18 protein-coding genes and 1 pseudogene are annotated in these 14,259 nt (G+C 64.0%); 7 read left to right on the top strand and 12 right to left on the bottom strand.

Annotated features, from left to right (window positions below; translation table 11 throughout):
• Positions 1-117: 117 nt before the first annotated feature.
• From cimA to cysS, 8 genes and pseudogenes are all read right to left on the bottom strand, one after another.
• Entirely contained in the window at positions 118-1,788 is a 1,671-nt protein-coding gene (gene cimA / locus PCJ21_RS11560; protein WP_269931559.1) for a citramalate synthase, read from the bottom strand.
• Between the two features lie 121 nt (positions 1,789-1,909).
• The gene (pip, locus tag PCJ21_RS11555; protein ID WP_269931558.1) at positions 1,910-2,869 is read right to left on the bottom strand and encodes a prolyl aminopeptidase; all 960 of its coding nucleotides are present in this window, start codon (positions 2,867-2,869) and stop codon (positions 1,910-1,912) included.
• A complete protein-coding gene (locus PCJ21_RS11550) occupies positions 2,866-3,342 on the bottom strand; it encodes a GFA family protein (protein WP_269931557.1) in 477 nt (158 codons plus the stop codon). The genes pip and PCJ21_RS11550 overlap by 4 nt, the downstream gene beginning before the upstream one ends.
• Positions 3,339-3,812 (bottom strand): GFA family protein, encoded by a 474-nt coding sequence (locus tag PCJ21_RS11545; RefSeq protein ID WP_269931556.1) that lies wholly within the window; start codon positions 3,810-3,812, stop codon positions 3,339-3,341. Before PCJ21_RS11545 ends, PCJ21_RS11550 begins: the two co-directional genes overlap by 4 nt.
• A complete protein-coding gene (locus PCJ21_RS11540; protein ID WP_269931555.1) occupies positions 3,809-4,297 on the bottom strand; it encodes a GFA family protein in 489 nt (162 codons plus the stop codon). The genes PCJ21_RS11545 and PCJ21_RS11540 overlap by 4 nt, the downstream gene beginning before the upstream one ends.
• A 12-nt stretch (positions 4,298-4,309) precedes the next feature.
• Positions 4,310-4,690 (bottom strand): VOC family protein, encoded by a 381-nt coding sequence (locus tag PCJ21_RS11535; protein ID WP_269931554.1) that lies wholly within the window; start codon positions 4,688-4,690, stop codon positions 4,310-4,312.
• Positions 4,650-4,823: pseudogene (locus tag PCJ21_RS11530) on the bottom strand (DUF559 domain-containing protein); the annotation flags it as partial. The pseudogene PCJ21_RS11530 and the gene PCJ21_RS11535, both read right to left, overlap by 41 nt.
• A 22-nt stretch (positions 4,824-4,845) precedes the next feature.
• A complete protein-coding gene (gene cysS / locus PCJ21_RS11525; RefSeq protein WP_269931553.1) occupies positions 4,846-6,258 on the bottom strand; it encodes a cysteine--tRNA ligase in 1,413 nt (470 codons plus the stop codon).
• 447 nt (positions 6,259-6,705) lie between these two features.
• On the opposite strand from cysS, the gene PCJ21_RS11520 reads away from it, so the two are divergent.
• The gene (locus tag PCJ21_RS11520; protein WP_269931552.1) at positions 6,706-6,861 is read left to right on the top strand and encodes a transcriptional regulator; all 156 of its coding nucleotides are present in this window, start codon (positions 6,706-6,708) and stop codon (positions 6,859-6,861) included.
• Here PCJ21_RS11520 and PCJ21_RS11515 read toward each other — a convergent pair.
• Complete coding sequence (locus PCJ21_RS11515; RefSeq protein ID WP_269931551.1) at positions 6,858-7,475, bottom strand: LysE/ArgO family amino acid transporter; 618 nt, start codon at positions 7,473-7,475, stop codon at positions 6,858-6,860. The two genes, PCJ21_RS11520 and PCJ21_RS11515, sit on opposite strands and share 4 nt — an antisense overlap.
• Positions 7,476-7,495: 20 nt before the next feature.
• Positions 7,496-8,275 (bottom strand): SOS response-associated peptidase, encoded by a 780-nt coding sequence (locus PCJ21_RS11510; RefSeq protein ID WP_269931550.1) that lies wholly within the window; start codon positions 8,273-8,275, stop codon positions 7,496-7,498.
• 113 nt (positions 8,276-8,388) lie between these two features.
• Between PCJ21_RS11510 and PCJ21_RS11505 the strand changes: the two genes are divergently transcribed.
• The 4 genes from PCJ21_RS11505 (at position 8,389) to PCJ21_RS11490 (ending at position 10,546) form a co-directional block, all read left to right on the top strand.
• Positions 8,389-8,808 carry an NUDIX hydrolase gene (locus PCJ21_RS11505; RefSeq protein WP_269931549.1) on the top strand — a complete coding sequence of 140 codons (420 nt, stop codon included), beginning with the start codon at positions 8,389-8,391 and terminating at the stop codon, positions 8,806-8,808.
• A gap of 62 nt (positions 8,809-8,870) precedes the next feature.
• Positions 8,871-9,248 (top strand): TIGR02301 family protein, encoded by a 378-nt coding sequence (locus PCJ21_RS11500; RefSeq protein WP_269931548.1) that lies wholly within the window; start codon positions 8,871-8,873, stop codon positions 9,246-9,248.
• A 133-nt stretch (positions 9,249-9,381) separates the two neighbouring features.
• Complete coding sequence (locus tag PCJ21_RS11495; RefSeq protein ID WP_269931547.1) at positions 9,382-9,639, top strand: hypothetical protein; 258 nt, start codon at positions 9,382-9,384, stop codon at positions 9,637-9,639.
• Positions 9,640-9,721: 82 nt separating this feature from the next.
• Positions 9,722-10,546, top strand: a complete 825-nt coding sequence (locus PCJ21_RS11490) for a hypothetical protein (RefSeq protein ID WP_269931546.1) — start codon at positions 9,722-9,724, stop codon at positions 10,544-10,546.
• A gap of 142 nt (positions 10,547-10,688) precedes the next feature.
• Here PCJ21_RS11490 and PCJ21_RS11485 read toward each other — a convergent pair whose 3' ends face one another.
• The gene (locus PCJ21_RS11485) at positions 10,689-12,020 is read right to left on the bottom strand and encodes a dihydroorotase (protein ID WP_269931545.1); all 1,332 of its coding nucleotides are present in this window, start codon (positions 12,018-12,020) and stop codon (positions 10,689-10,691) included.
• 69 nt (positions 12,021-12,089) lie between these two features.
• Between PCJ21_RS11485 and ygfZ the strand changes: the two genes are divergently transcribed.
• Both ygfZ and PCJ21_RS11475 read left to right on the top strand, forming a co-directional pair.
• Positions 12,090-12,944 (top strand): CAF17-like 4Fe-4S cluster assembly/insertion protein YgfZ, encoded by an 855-nt coding sequence (gene ygfZ / locus PCJ21_RS11480; RefSeq protein ID WP_269931544.1) that lies wholly within the window; start codon positions 12,090-12,092, stop codon positions 12,942-12,944.
• Positions 12,944-13,555 (top strand): HD family hydrolase, encoded by a 612-nt coding sequence (locus PCJ21_RS11475; protein WP_269931543.1) that lies wholly within the window; start codon positions 12,944-12,946, stop codon positions 13,553-13,555. Before ygfZ ends, PCJ21_RS11475 begins: the two co-directional genes overlap by 1 nt.
• 4 nt (positions 13,556-13,559) lie before the next feature.
• Here the strand turns inward: PCJ21_RS11475 and PCJ21_RS11470 are convergent, their stop codons facing one another.
• Positions 13,560-14,186 (bottom strand): glutathione S-transferase family protein, encoded by a 627-nt coding sequence (locus PCJ21_RS11470; protein WP_269931542.1) that lies wholly within the window; start codon positions 14,184-14,186, stop codon positions 13,560-13,562.
• Positions 14,187-14,259 lie beyond the last annotated feature (73 nt).

The following is a 14,259-nucleotide window of genomic DNA, read 5'->3' as shown; positions in this document are numbered from 1 at the left end:
CTATGCGCCTGACGCCCGGCTCGCGCCATTTCAAAATAGTGATGGTCCATGCGCTTTTCGTTGATGGATCAACCCCTGTCGAACGTCTGCGACAGCTGGCAAACGCGGCAGCGACGCCTATTCCGCCGCCACCAGCCCGGCCATCTCGCGGTTCTTCATTAGCTTGTAGATGATCGAATCCATCAGCGCCTGGAACGAAGCATCTATGATGTTTGTCGACACGCCGACGGTCCACCAGCGCGCTCCGGTGGCGTCGTGCGATTCGATCAGAACTCGCGTTATGGCCTCGGTGCCGCCATTGAGGATACGCACCTTGTAGTCCGCCAGTTCCAGGTCCCCGATCTCGTCCTGGAACTTGCCGAGGTCCTTGCGTAGCGCGATGTCGAGGGCGTTGACCGGGCCATCCCCTTCGGCAACCGACATCTTGTCTTCGCCGTCGACAACAACCTTGACCACCGCTTCCGATACCGTCTTGAGGTTGCCGTTGGCGTCGAAGCGACGTTCGACGAGACAGCGGAAGCTGGTGACCTTGAAGAATTCCGGCACGCCATGGAGCATCTGCCGGGCCAGAAGCTCAAAACTGGCGTCAGCGCCTTCATAGGCATAGCCCTCGGCCTCGCGCTCCTTGACCACCGCAATCAGCGCGTCGAGCCGGTTGTCGTCCTTCGGCACGTCGATGCCGCGGCGCTTCAGTTCGGCGATGAAATTGGCCTTGCCGCCCTGGTCCGAGACCATGACCTTGCGGCGGTTGCCCACCGTTTCCGGCGGCACATGCTCGTAGGTTTGCGGCTCCTTGGCGATCGCCGAGGCATGGATGCCGGCCTTGGTGGCAAACGCCGACGCGCCGACATAGGGCGACTGCGTTTCGGGCGCGCGGTTGAGCAATTCGTCGAAAGCCCGCGAAAGCCTGGAAATGCCGGTCAAGGCTTCGGCCGAGATGCCGGTTTCGAAACGCGCGGCAAAATGCGGTTTCAGAGCCAGCGTCGGCACGATGGTGACCAGGTTGGCGTTGCCACAGCGCTCGCCGATACCATTGATAGTGCCCTGCACCTGGCGCACGCCGGCCTCGATGGCGGCCAGCGAATTGGCCACCGCCTGGCCGGTATCGTCATGGGCGTGGATTCCGAGGTGAGCGCCCGGGATGCCGGCCGCGATCACCTTGGCGACGATGTCGCGCACTTCCGAGGGCTGCGTGCCGCCATTGGTGTCGCACAGCACCACCCAGCGCGCGCCGGCCTCATAGGCTGTCCTGGCGCAGGCCAGCGCATAGTCGGGGTTGGCCTTGAAGCCGTCGAAAAAGTGCTCGCAGTCAACCATCGGCTCCTTGCCGGCCGCGCCCGCCGCCTCGACCGATGCGCCGATGCTATCCAGGTTGTCTTCGTTGCTGACACCGAGGGCGACGCGGACATGGTAGTCCCAGCTCTTGGCGACAAAGCACACGGCATCCGATCTTGCCTGGACCAGCGCGGCCAGTCCGGGATCGTTGGATGCCGACACCCCTGCCCGCTTGGTCATGCCGAAGGCGACGAACTTCGCCCGCCTGGTGCGCTTTTGCTGGAAGAACGCCGTGTCGGTCGGATTGGCGCCGGGGTAGCCGCCCTCGACATAGTCGAGGCCGAATTCGTCCAGCATGCCGGCAATCGCAATCTTGTCCTCGACGGAGAAATCGATGCCCGGCGTCTGCTGGCCGTCGCGCAGCGTCGTGTCGAAGAGATAGATGCGTTCTTTACCCTCCCCCTTGTGGGGAGGGTCGGCGCGCAGCGCCGGGGTGGGGGGTGAGGCCGTCATTGGTTGAACCCCCACCCCGTCTCACGCATTCCGCTGCGCTCCATGCGCTCGCCGACCCTCCCCACAAGGGGGAGGGTGAGGCCGCCGCACCGTCGTGCCGACACTTGCAACGTGCGCATCATCACTGTTTCCCTGCGAACCTGTCGGTCGCCCTGATCAGCTGATCGAGAATGCCCGGTTCCGAATAAGCGTGGCCCGCGCCTTCGATCAGATGGAAGTCGGCCTGCGGCCAGGCCTTGTGCAGCGCCCAGGCATATTTCGCCGGGCACGGCATGTCATAGCGTCCATGGACGATGACGCCGGGAATGTCGTGCAGCTTGTGGGCGTCGCGGATGAGCTGGCCTTCGTCGAGCCAGCCGGCATGGACGAAATAGTGGTTCTCGATGCGGGCGAAGGCCACCGCAAAATCGTCCTCGCCGAACTTGCCGCTGGTATCGGGATCGGGCAGCAACGTGATGGTCTCGCCTTCCCATATGCTCCACGCAAGGGCGGCTTCCACCTGTGCCTTGCGGTCGTCACCCACCAGCCGCTTGCGGTAGGCCGCCATCATGTCGCCGCGCTCGGCCTCGGGGATCAGCTCGACGAAACGTTCCCACTTGTCGGGGAACATCTCGGAGACGCCGAACTGGTAAAACCAATCAAGCTCGGCGCGGGTGACCGTGTAGATGCCGCGCAGGACGAGTTCGCTGACACGATCCGGGTGCGTTTCGGCATAGGCGAGCGCCAGCGTCGAGCCCCAGGAGCCGCCGAACACCTGCCATGTGTCGAAACCGGCCATCTCGCGCAGCCGCTCGATGTCGGCGACCAGGTGCCAGGTGGTGTTGGCCTCGAGCGAGGCATGCGGCAGCGACTTGCCGCAGCCGCGCTGGTCGAACAGCATGATGTCGTAGAGCTTGGGATCAAACAGCCGCCGTTGCTTCGGCGAGGTCGCTCCACCGGGTCCGCCATGCAGGAACACCGCCGGCTTGGCGCCTCTGGTGCCGGAGCGCTCCCAGTAGATCTGGTGACCGTCGCCGACATCCAGCATGCCGCTTTCGAAGGGTTCGATCTCTGGATAGAGGCCGCGCAGTTCGTTGCTCATAGTTTCAGTCCATGTTCCGGCCAGTTGGCCGTCTCTTCGTCGGGATGCTGGAAGGAAATGATCGATTCCTGCCGCTTGTAGTAGTCGGAATTGTCGTGAACCTCAGCCTGGAAGATCGTCTCGACCCAGGGCAGCCTTGCGGCATGATTGATCTGGATGGTCGGAGCCAGGTCGGAACGGTCGTCGAAGGCACCGATGGTGATTTCCAGCCCATCCGGCTGGCGAAAGGTCATCGGCGTGCCGCAACGCTGGCAGAAGCCGCGCGCGATGTTGACCGACGACTGGAAGTAGCTCGGCTCTTCGCGGATCCACTCGACGCCGTCGTTGGGAACGGCGACGAACGCGCCGAAGAACGAACCGAACTGCTTCTGGCACATGCGGCAATGGCAGATCGAGACGCGTCCAAGCGCGCCGTGGATGCGGAATCGAACGGCGCCGCACTGGCAACCGCCGGTTCTGATTGTCTCCGTCATGACCTGTTCTCCGCTGGCCATTGTTCAGTGTCGTGGTCGGGGTGCTGATGGTTCGAGGGCGCTATCGCCTGATACCAGGACGTCTCGTCCGACGACGGCTCAAGCGTGTCGAGTTCACCGAACCAGGGCTGCCTGGCATGGAGGCCGCACTGGAACGTCGGCTTCACCGCCTCCGGGTCGTCGAGCGAGCCGAGCACGACGTTGATCGTGTCGCGGTCGACGACGTCGAACAGCAGCGGTGTGCCGCAATCGCGGCAGAAGCCGCGGCGCACGATGTCGGACGACTGGAACCAGCCGATCTCGCCACGCGTGACGGCGAATTTCGCCCTGGGCGTGCGCGCCAGCGGCATGAAGTAGTTGCCGGACGCCTTCTGGCACATGCGGCAATGGCAGATATGCGCATTCTCCAGCGCCTGGTCGATGCGATAACGTACCGCCCCGCACTGGCATCCACCTGTTGCCGACGTCATTTGCGATCCTCCGGCCAGCGTTCGGTGTCGTGATCGGGATGCTGGTAGGAGACGATGTCGTTGACGAAATCGGCCGCGTCAGGGTCTTCCTCGGTCGAATAACCAGGCAGTTCGTGGATGCCGTCGACATAGGGCAGCTTGCCCTCGAGCCCCCACTGAACCGTCGGCGCGATCTCCTCCGGCTCGTCGAAGGCAGCTATCGCCAGTGCCGTGCCGTCCGGCGCCTCGTAGCTCAGCGGCGTGCCGCATTCGCCGCAGAAGCCACGCAAGGCATAGTTCGAGGAACGGAACCGCTTCGGCTCGCCGCGCGTCCAGGCGAGCTTGGCCTTCCGCACCGAGACCAGCGGGGCGTAGAAATTGCCGAACGCCTTCTGGCACATGCGGCAGTGGCAGACCGAGGCGTCGCCGAGTGCGCCTTCAACATGAAAGCGCACGGCGCCGCACTGGCATCCGCCCGAATAGACAGGCCTGTTGTCGAGGCTCATCGGGCCGACCCCTCAACCCGGCGCATGGCACACCGCCTCGATGTTGTTGCCGTCAGGGTCGAAGACGAATGCGGCGTAATAGTCAGGATGATAGTGCGGCCGCGGACCTGGCCCGCCATTGTCCTTGCCACCAGCAGAAATCGCCGCCGCATGGAACGCTTCGACCTCGGCCCGGCTCCGCGCCGTGAACGCGTAGTGCCGGCCCGGCCCGGCCGGCGCTTCGTGCAGCCAGAACACCGGCCGCTCGCGGCCGTAGCCGCCGACCTTGACGCCGCCGGTATGCTCCGCCGGCACCATCATCAGAAGCGACGCGCCCAACGGCGCAAACGCCTTGTCGTAAAACGCCTTCGCCTTATCGAAATCGGTTACCGAAATTCCAGTGTGGTCGATCATTGCACGAACTCCTCTTCATGCGGACGGCCGCTCCGGCCGAGATCACGATGTGCTGGCAGACGTTATCCATATCGCGAAGCGCGTCGTCGTTCCAGAAGCGTAGAATGGTCCAGCCGCCGGCCCGAAGACACGCCGCACCCCCTGCCCTGCCATCATCACCGCTTCACTTCCCACGTCGTCACACGCTCGCCGCTTACCGGATCCTTGCCGTCCTTGAGCTGCACGCCCTGGGCCAGCAGCTCGTCGCGGATGCGGTCGGCCTCGGCCCAGTTCTTTTGCGCGATGAAGGCAAGGCGCTCCGCAATGACTTTCGCAACCTCCGCCCCGTCAACTTCGGCCGCGTCGAGTGTGAAGCCCAGGAACAGCAGCGCAGCCTTGAGCTCAGCTGCAGCGATGCCGCCCGACTCGCCGGCCAGTTGCGACAGTCCATGGAATGCGGTTGCTGTGGCGAGATCGTCGCTGAGTGCTGCGATAAGCGACGCAGGAACGGCAGCCTCGGCAGCACCGGCGCTGTCGGCCGCGCGCTTCCATTTGCGCAACGTGTTCTCCGCCTCCTCAAGCTTCCTCACCGAGAAGTCGATCGGCTCGCGGTAGTGCGTCATCAGCATGGCCAGGCGCAGCACTTCGCCCGGCCATTTGCGGCCGCCGAAATTCTCGGTCTCGAGCAACTCGTGGATCGAGAAGAAGTTGCCCAGGCTCTTGGACATCTTCTGGCCCTCAACCTGAAGGAAGCCGTTGTGCATCCAGTAGTTGGCCATCACCTCGGTACCGTGGGCGCAGCGCGACTGGGCGATCTCGTTCTCATGGTGCGGGAAGATCAGGTCGAGCCCGCCACCGTGGATATCGAAGACCTCGCCGAGATAGGCCGACGCCATCGCCGAGCACTCGATATGCCAGCCCGGACGGCCGCGTCCCCACGGGCTGTCCCAGCCCGGCTCCTCGGCCGAAGATGCCTTCCACAACACGAAGTCGCCGGGATTCTTCTTGTGCGCCTCGACCTCGACGCGGGCACCGGCCTGTTGCTCGTCGAGATTGCGCTTCGACAGTTGGCCGTAGTCGGGCATCGAGCCGGTGTCGAACAGCACTTCGCCTTGTGCCTCATAGGCATGGCCGCGATCGATGAGACTCAGAATCAAGGTGATCATGTCGGCACGGCCGTCGGGGCGGGGCTGCACGAATTCCGTGGCGCGTGGCTCGACAGTCGGCTCGAGGCAGCCAAGTGCTGCGACGTCCGACTGATACTGGTTGGCGGTCTTTTCGGTGACGCGCCTGATCGCCTCGTTCAGCGGAAGATCGGGAAAATCACGCAGGGCGCGCGCGTTGATCTTGTCGTCGAGGTCGGTGAGGTTGCGCACATAGGTGACGTGATCTTCGCCATAGAGATGGCGCAGCAGCCGAAACAGCACGTCGAAGACGATCGCTGGCCGAGCGTTGCCGATATGGGCAAAGTCGTAGACGGTCGGGCCGCAGACATACATCCGCACGTTTTGCGGATCGATCGGCACGAAGTCCTCCTTCGTGCGCGTCAGCGTGTTGGTAAGGCGCAGGCCCCTGAATGCTTCAGACATAGAACTCCCCGTGTGCGTGGCCCCGGAAAATCTACGATCTTCGCAAGGATCATGCGCCAATTCTCAGTTTCACCGCGTCCTTTGCACGTCCGAAATGGACGCGCGGCGCCGTGGCCTGCTGGCCCGGGCGTTTGACCTGTCTTTGTGAAGAGGAGGCGAAAACGTCCTGACCAGCGCGAACGCTAGCCAATAATGCAAATGCCGGAAATGGCGAAAGACGTTTTCATCAGGGGCTTTATCGCCTCGGACCCTGTTGCCGTCAAGACGCATCGACATGAAACTTTACCGCCGCAACCGGAACGGAAGCAGCACCGAAACAATTTATTAAACATAGCGGCACCGTAATGAAACATTGCCCGGCTAGAAGCCGCCGCATGCCACGAATTCGACCGAATCCGTAAGCAAATGCAGCCGATCTCAACAGAGTTGACTTAAGGGAAGAGACCGATGAAACGAAAACAGGCCGAACAGGACCGAGCGCGTAGCCAGTACGCGGAACTTGCCAAGCACTACCGGGCCATTGGGCCTGCTGCGATCGCCGCCGCGCTGATCTGCGCGACGAAAAAGGAAAAGTCAGCGCCGAAGCTGAACAAGGCCGCCTAGACGCGGCTGACCAGGCTGAGCCCGATCGCGGCCATGACAAGGCCGATCACGACATCGAGGACGCGCCAGGCGGAAGGCCGGGCAAACACCGGCTCCAGCAGCCGGGCGCCGTAGCCAAGCCCAAAGAACCAGACGAATGATGCCGTCGCAGCGCCAAGCCCAAAGGCAAGGCGCGCCTGGCCCTCATAGGACGCCGACAGGCTGCCGAGCAGCACGACGGTGTCGAGGTAGACGTGTGGGTTCAGGAAGGTGAAGGCAAGACAGGCGGCGACTGCCGGCCAGAGCCGCGCCTCGCCCGACTTCGCAGCTTGCAGTACCTCTGGCTTCATGGCGCGGCGAAAGGCGATGATCGCATAGGTGAACAGGAACAGCGCGCCGCCCAAGGTGACGACCAGGATCAGGTTCGGCGACCGCGAAATCAGCGTGCCGAGCCCGGCGATACCGGCGGCAATCAGCAGCGCATCCGACGCCGCACAGATCAGGCACAGGATGAAGACGTGCTGGCGCAGCAGCCCCTGGCGCAGGATGAACGCATTCTGCGCGCCGATCGCGATGATCAGCGATGCGCCGAGCAGAAATCCGGAAATGGCGGCGGAAAGGACTGGCGTGAACACGCCGCCTTTCTAGCGCCCCCTCAGAACAGTTTCATCTGGTCGTCGTCGCTGGACTTACGCTTTTCCGCTTTTGGCTTCGCCACCCTGGCCGGCGCTTCGTCGTGCAACGGCTCCACGCGGTCCTGTATCTCAGGCCCGACATTGGCGAATTTGTTGACCAGGTCGGAGACGGGAATCTGCTCGAAGAAATCAGACTGCGCCGGCCGCATCAATTCGGCGACATGGCGCGGCTCCTGGGTGCGGCAGTCGAGCCAGCGCGTGAAGTTCTCGGGCTCGATGACCACGGGCATGCGGTCGTGGATGTGCCTGATGTCGGCGCTGGCGTAGGTGGTCAGGATCGCCGCCGTATCCATTTCCGATCCGCCCGGCTCGCTCCACGTCTCCAGCAGCCCGGCCAGTGCCACCAGCCCGCCCTTGCGCGGCCTCAGCCAATAGGCCTGGCGGCGATTGCCCGGCAGCTTCTTCCATTCGTAGAAGCCGGAGACAGGAACCAGTGCCCGCCGGTGTCGCATGGCGTTTCGGAAGGCGGCCTTGTCGATTGCCGTTTCCGAGCGCGCGTTGAACAGCAGCGGCATGTCGGATGGGTTCTTCGCCCAGGCCGGGATCAGGCCCCAGCGGGCCAAAAGCGCCATGCGGTCGGGCAGGTTCGAACCCGGGGGCCGCTGCGGCCCTGCCGTCACCACGAGGATCGGCTGTGTCGGCGCCACATTGTAGCGCGGCGGAAAGCTCTCGAGGTCGGCTACGCCGAGAAAGGCGGCCGTCTCGTCGGGCGATGCAATCACCGCTATTCGTCCGCACATCGCTTCACGTCCTCGTTCGGAGAGAAAGTGGCGATGGATCGCGCCGGCCGCAACCGCTAAAGCAGCTTACCCCCTGCCGAACATGGGGCGGCGCTAACAGACAGGACGGCGGAATGAACCAGACAAGCATCGTCCCTGCCGTTTCGGTTGCCGTCATGCGCGATGGCAAGATCATGCTGGTGCGGCGCGGGCGCGCGCCATCGAAAGGGCTTTATGCCTTTCCGGGCGGGCGGGTCGAGGATGGCGAAACGCTGGAAGAGGCGGCGCGGCGCGAACTCATCGAGGAAACAGCCGTCACGGTGGCGGAACTTGTGCTGCTGCGCGCGATTGAGATCGACAGCCGCGACGACGGCGGCTCGCTCTATCTGCTTACCGTCTTCGGGGCGCGCCACGCGCAGGGCGAGCCTGTCGCGGCGGACGACGCCGACGAGGCTGCCTTCTTCACCCTGGCCGAGATCGAGCGGTTGCCGTTGACCGACTCGACGCTGGAAATCGTGCTCGAACTGGTGAGCGGGCAGTCCGCCCTGCCGTGATCACCGTTGGATAGCGCCGCAGCGGCCTTGCGGCAGCCAAATTGTTTCGCCACAAAACGCTGATGAGCCGCGCTTCGACCCTGTTGATTGCCATGACGCTTGCCGCAAGTACGACGCTTGCCGCGCCCGCCCGCGCCGTCGAGGCACCGTTCGAGCCGGGCCTGCTGCGCCTGGCCGAAGTGCTGGGCTCGCTGCACTTCCTGCGCAACCTGTGCGGCGAAAAGGGCACGCAGTGGCGCGGCGAAATGGAAAAGCTGCTGCTGTCGGAAAACCCCTCGCCCGAGCGCCGCGCCCGCTTCATCGCCAGCTTCAACCGCGGCTACCGCTCATTCGAAGGCACCTACACCGCTTGCACCGCCTCGGCCACCGAAGCGATCAAACGCTACATGAGCGAAGGCGAGACGCTGAGCCGCGACATTGCTTCGCGCTACGGCAATTAACAGGCTATTTACTTTCCCGGCATTGCCTACCGTACACCGACGACCGATTGTGTTAGTTCTCTTAACGGGACATTAAAGGGATAGCTCAAGTTGATCCGAATCAGCGGGTCGCTTGGCAGGGTGAAAGACCGCAATGGAACAAAGCCTAACCGACATCGACGCCCTGGTTCGGGAAGAAAAGCGCCTGACCGCCGTCGAGAGCCATAACGAGGCATGGGCCGAAGGTCTTTCCGCCGGCATCGAACCCGAGATCATCGCCGAGGCGGCGCTTGCCACAGCGTTTGCGGAGATTGTTGCCGCAAATGGCGAAAAGGCGGCTGTCGCCATGCTCAACCGCATGCGCGCCAAGCTTGAGGCCGGCGAGTTCGAGCCACTGCGCCTGCGGCATTGAGCGCTACCCCGGTTCTTTGACTAGCCGACGCGGGTTCGGCATCATGCCGGCATGTCACAAGAATCCCCCGGAGCGTAGTTCGATGCGGCCACACACTGACCTTGCGCCTCGCGCCACGTTTCGAATCGCGGCCTTTGGCCTCGCAGCGTCCTTGATCCTAGGTCTCGGTTCGACTTCGGCGCAGGCGCTGAGCGAAATCAAACGCGAGGAAATCCCGGCTCCCGTGACGCCGCCGAAGCCGGCCGACTCACAGACCGCGCCGACGGAAAACGCAGTTCCGATGCCGGATCCGATCCAGGCGCCACCGGCAACGTCGCCCAACGGCGCACCCGCCGACCAGCAGACGAACCCCGACGAGGCCGAGCCGGACGGCTCCACGCCGGCCGAGCCTGGCGATACCGCCAATCCGGCGATGCCTTCCATCGACAGCGACGGGCCGCTGCCCGAGATCATCTACGACCTTTCCCGCTTGCCGGAACCGGTCAGCCGGATGCGCACCCTTCTGGTCGAAGCGGCCAAGACTGGCGACATCGAAAAGCTGCGGCCTTTGATCGGCACCGGCGACAGCATGCCCCAGCTTTCCTTCGGCGATATCTCGGGCGATCCGATCGAGTTCATGCGCTCTCTGTCGGGCGACGGCGAAGGCCAGGAACTCCTGGCGATCATGGAAGAGGTCCTTAGCGCCGGCTACGTGCATCTCGGAGAAGGCACCGACGAGGACCTCTATGTCTGGCCCTATTTCTTCGGCCTGCCGCTCGACAAGCTCGATCCGCGCCAAAAGGTCGAGCTGTTCAAGATCGTCACCGCCGGCGATTACGAAGACATGAAGCAGTACGGCACATATGTGTTCTATCGCCTCGGCATAACGCCCGAAGGACACTGGGCGTTTTTTGTCGCGGGCGATTGAGCAGTTGCCTCTTCCTTCTCCCCGTTCACGGGGAGAAGGTGGCCCGAAGGGCCGGATCAAGGGCGGCTCCAAGTTCTGAGCGGTAGGCTCGGGCCCTCACCTGCCTGCCGGCATCCTCTCCCCGTGGACGGGGAGAGGAAAATTACTTAACCACCGCTTCCGAAAATTCGACCGCCCTGCCCTGCGACGGCGTGGTGATTTCGGCTTCCCACATCACGCGGATGCCGCGGACGATGGTGCCGACCGGCCAGCCGGTGACCTGCTTGCCATCATAGGGCGTCCAGCCGGCCTTCGAACCGGCCTGGGCATTGGTGATTGTTTCCGTTCGCTTCATGTCGACGACGGTGAAATCGGCATCGTAGCCGGCGGCGATGCGGCCTTTGCGCGCCATGCCGAAGATGCGGTTCGGGCCGTGGCTCGAAAGATCGACGAAACGCTCCAGCGTCAGCCGGCCGGCATTCACATGGTCGAGCATGATCGGCACCAAAGTCTGCACGCCGGTCATGCCCGAAGGCGAAGCCGGATATGGCTTGGCCTTCTCGGCCAGCGTGTGCGGGGCGTGGTCGGAGCCGAGCACGTCGACGACGCCTTGGCCGATGCCATGCCAGATGCCGTCGCGGTGGCGTGCCGAGCGCACTGGCGGGTTCATCTGCAGCAACGTGCCGAGGCGGGCATAGTCGTCAGAGCTCATGGTCAGGTGGTGCGGCGTCGCCTCGCAGGTGGCGACGTCCTTGTGATGCTCCAGGAAGGCAATCTCCTCTGATGTCGAGATGTGCAGCACGTGGATGCGCGCGCGCTCCTGCCGGGCGATGCGCACCAGGCGCTCGGTGCACTGGAGTGCTGCGATCTCGTCGCGCCAGACCGGATGCGAGGACGGGTCGTTGTCGACGCGCAGGCCCTGGCGCTCGCGCAGGCGGAACTCGTCCTCGGAGTGGAAGGCAGCACGACGGCGGGTGTTGCGGAGGATGGACGCCACGCCCTCGTCGTCTTCGACCAGAAGGTCGCCTGTCGATGAGCCCATGAACACCTTGATGCCGGCAGCACCCGGCAGGCGCTCCAGTTCGGCGACGTCCTTTGCGTTGTCGCGCGTGCCGCCAACCCAGAAGGCGAAGTCGCAGTGCATGCGCGCGGTCGCCCGGCTCACCTTGTCGGCAAGGGTGGCCTCGCTCGTTGTCAGCGGGTTGGTGTTGGGCATCTCGAAGACCGCGGTGACGCCACCGAGCACGGCAGCGCGAGACCCCGTCTCCAGGTCTTCCTTGTGCTCGAGGCCCGGCTCGCGGAAATGCACCTGGCTGTCGACCACGCCGGGCAGGATGTGGAGGCCCCGGCAGTCAATGGTTTCGCCAGCCGATGCGCTGCTGAGATCGCCAATCGCGGCGATCCGGCCATTGGTCACGCCGACGTCACGGAGGCCGATGCCGTCATGATTGGCGACCGTCCCGCCCTTGAGGATGAGATCGAAGGTGATTGCCATCGCGGGTGCCCTTGTCTGGAAATTGCCTGCGGCTTACGTAATGGCTCTCCGAAATGCAAGATCAGGTCCATGCCGACAGCCATTCTCGCCGACCGCGCCATTGTCGATGTTTCCGGTCCCGACGCCGAGCACTTTTTGCAAAACATCCTGACCGTCGACCTTGCGGCGCTCGGAGAGCGTGAAGCGAAGCCCGGCGCGTTGCTCGCGCCGCAAGGCAAGATCATGTTCGATTTCCTGGTGTCGCGCAGCGGCGAAAGCGCGCTGCGTCTCGAATGCCGGGCCGATATCGCGGATGATTTCGTCCGCCGCCTGATGCTTTACCGGCTGCGCGCCAAGGCGGATATTTCCAAACAGGATCAAGTTGTTGTCTCTGTCTCATGGGAAGATGATTCAGCTGCTTCGCAATCCGATTCAACGGTCCGCGACAGCCGCTTCCAACAGCCCGTGTTCCGCCATTACGGCACGGCGCCTGCTGCCAGCGCCACCGAGGCCGGCTGGCACGCCTTCCGCATCGCCAATGGCGTCGCCGAGAGCGGAGCTGACTACGCGCTGGCAGACGCCTTCCCGCACGACGTGCTGCTCGACCAACTCGACGGCGTCGGCTTCAAGAAAGGCTGCTTCATCGGCCAGGAAGTCGTGTCGCGCATGCAGCACCGCGGCACGGCCCGCCGTCGTGTGCTGCTTATCTCCGGTGCCTCCGACCTTCCCGAACCTGGAACCGACCTCGTCGCCAGCGGCAAGGTGGTCGGTACGCTGGGCTCGGTTTCCGGCAAGACTGGCCTCGCCATCGCCCGCATTGACCGGGTGAAGGCAGCGCTCGACGCCGGTGCTGTGATCGCGGCCGGCGACGTCACTGTTACCCCAGCGATCCCCGACTGGGCGCGGTTCACCTATCCTGAAGTCGCCGGCGCGGAAGACGCCTGATGGCCGACCGTCCCGGTGCCCCGGCGCGAGCCTGGCAGCGCATGCTGTCTGGCCGCCGCCTCGACCTGCTCGACCCCTCGCCACTCGATGTCGAAATCGCCGACATCGCCCATGGTCTCGCCCGCGTTGCTCGCTGGAACGGCCAGACTTTTGGCGACCACGCGTTTTCCGTGGCGCAGCACTCGCTGCTGGTCGAAGCAATCTTCCGCAGGATCGTGCCTGCGGCCTCGCCCGAAGCACAGCTTGCGACTCTCCTGCACGACGCGCCCGAATACGTTATCGGCGACATGATCTCGCCGTTCAAATCGGTGGTCGGCGGAGGCTACAAGTCGTGCGAGGAGCGGCTCCAGAACGCCATCCACCTGCGCTTCAGCCTGCCCGCTGCCATCGCACAGGGGCTCAAGAAGGACATCAAGCGCGCCGACCAGATCGCGGCCTATTTCGAGGCGACGGAACTCGCCGGCTTCTCGGTGGCGGAGGCAACCCAGTTCTTCGGTCGCCCGCGTGGCATTTCCATCGACGGGCTCGATCTTTCGCCGCAACCGGCCAAGCGCGTGCAGAAAGCCTTCGTCGATCGCTTCCAGGCCATCGAGAAGCAAAGGGCGAAATAGTTCCCTAGTTCGGGGGGATGAACGCCTGGCTGATCTCCTGGAACACCGGCATCGCCTCCAGCCGTGACGACAGCGCGGCAAGCGCAGGGAACCCACCGATCGTCACCAACCCCGGATGGGCGTCGTTGATGAAGCGCAGCACGCAGACCACGCCGATGTCGGCATGGCCGATGCGATCGCCAAACCAGTAGTCGCTGTCCCTTCCGGCGCGGTCGGTTTCCAGTACGCCCAGCACGTCGGTGATCTGTGTCCGGCAGCGCTCCACCCACACCGTGGACACCTCCTTGTGCAGCCGCCGCTCGTAGAACAGGCTGACCGCCTTGTCACCCAGCCCCATGGCAAGGGCGGCGACCTTCAGGGCCTGGTGGCGAGCCGGTTCGGCGCTCGGAAACATCGCCTGTCCGCCGGGCGCCAGGCTGTCGAGATAGTCGAGGATGATGTGGCTCTCGATCAGCGAATCGCCGTTGTCGAGCACCAGCGTCGGCACTCGCGTCAGCGGATTGTAGCGCCTGACCTTGTCGGCATCACTGAAGGCCGACCACGGCTCGTGGGTGAAGGCAATGCCATAGAGCCTGAGCGCTATGCCGACACGGCGGACGAAGGGGCTATCATACTGGCCGATGAGGATCATGTCGTGCGTCCCGAAGCGAAAATGCCGGGCGATACTACACGAGACAATGCCCCGATCCAGAAGCCATGGATCG

Origin of the sequence: Aminobacter sp. HY435 (assembly GCF_027568395.1) — a bacterium.
GTDB lineage: Bacteria > Pseudomonadota > Alphaproteobacteria > Rhizobiales > Rhizobiaceae > Aminobacter.
Note: the sequence above shows the minus strand (reverse complement) of the source record. Positions and strands in the feature narration are given on the sequence as shown.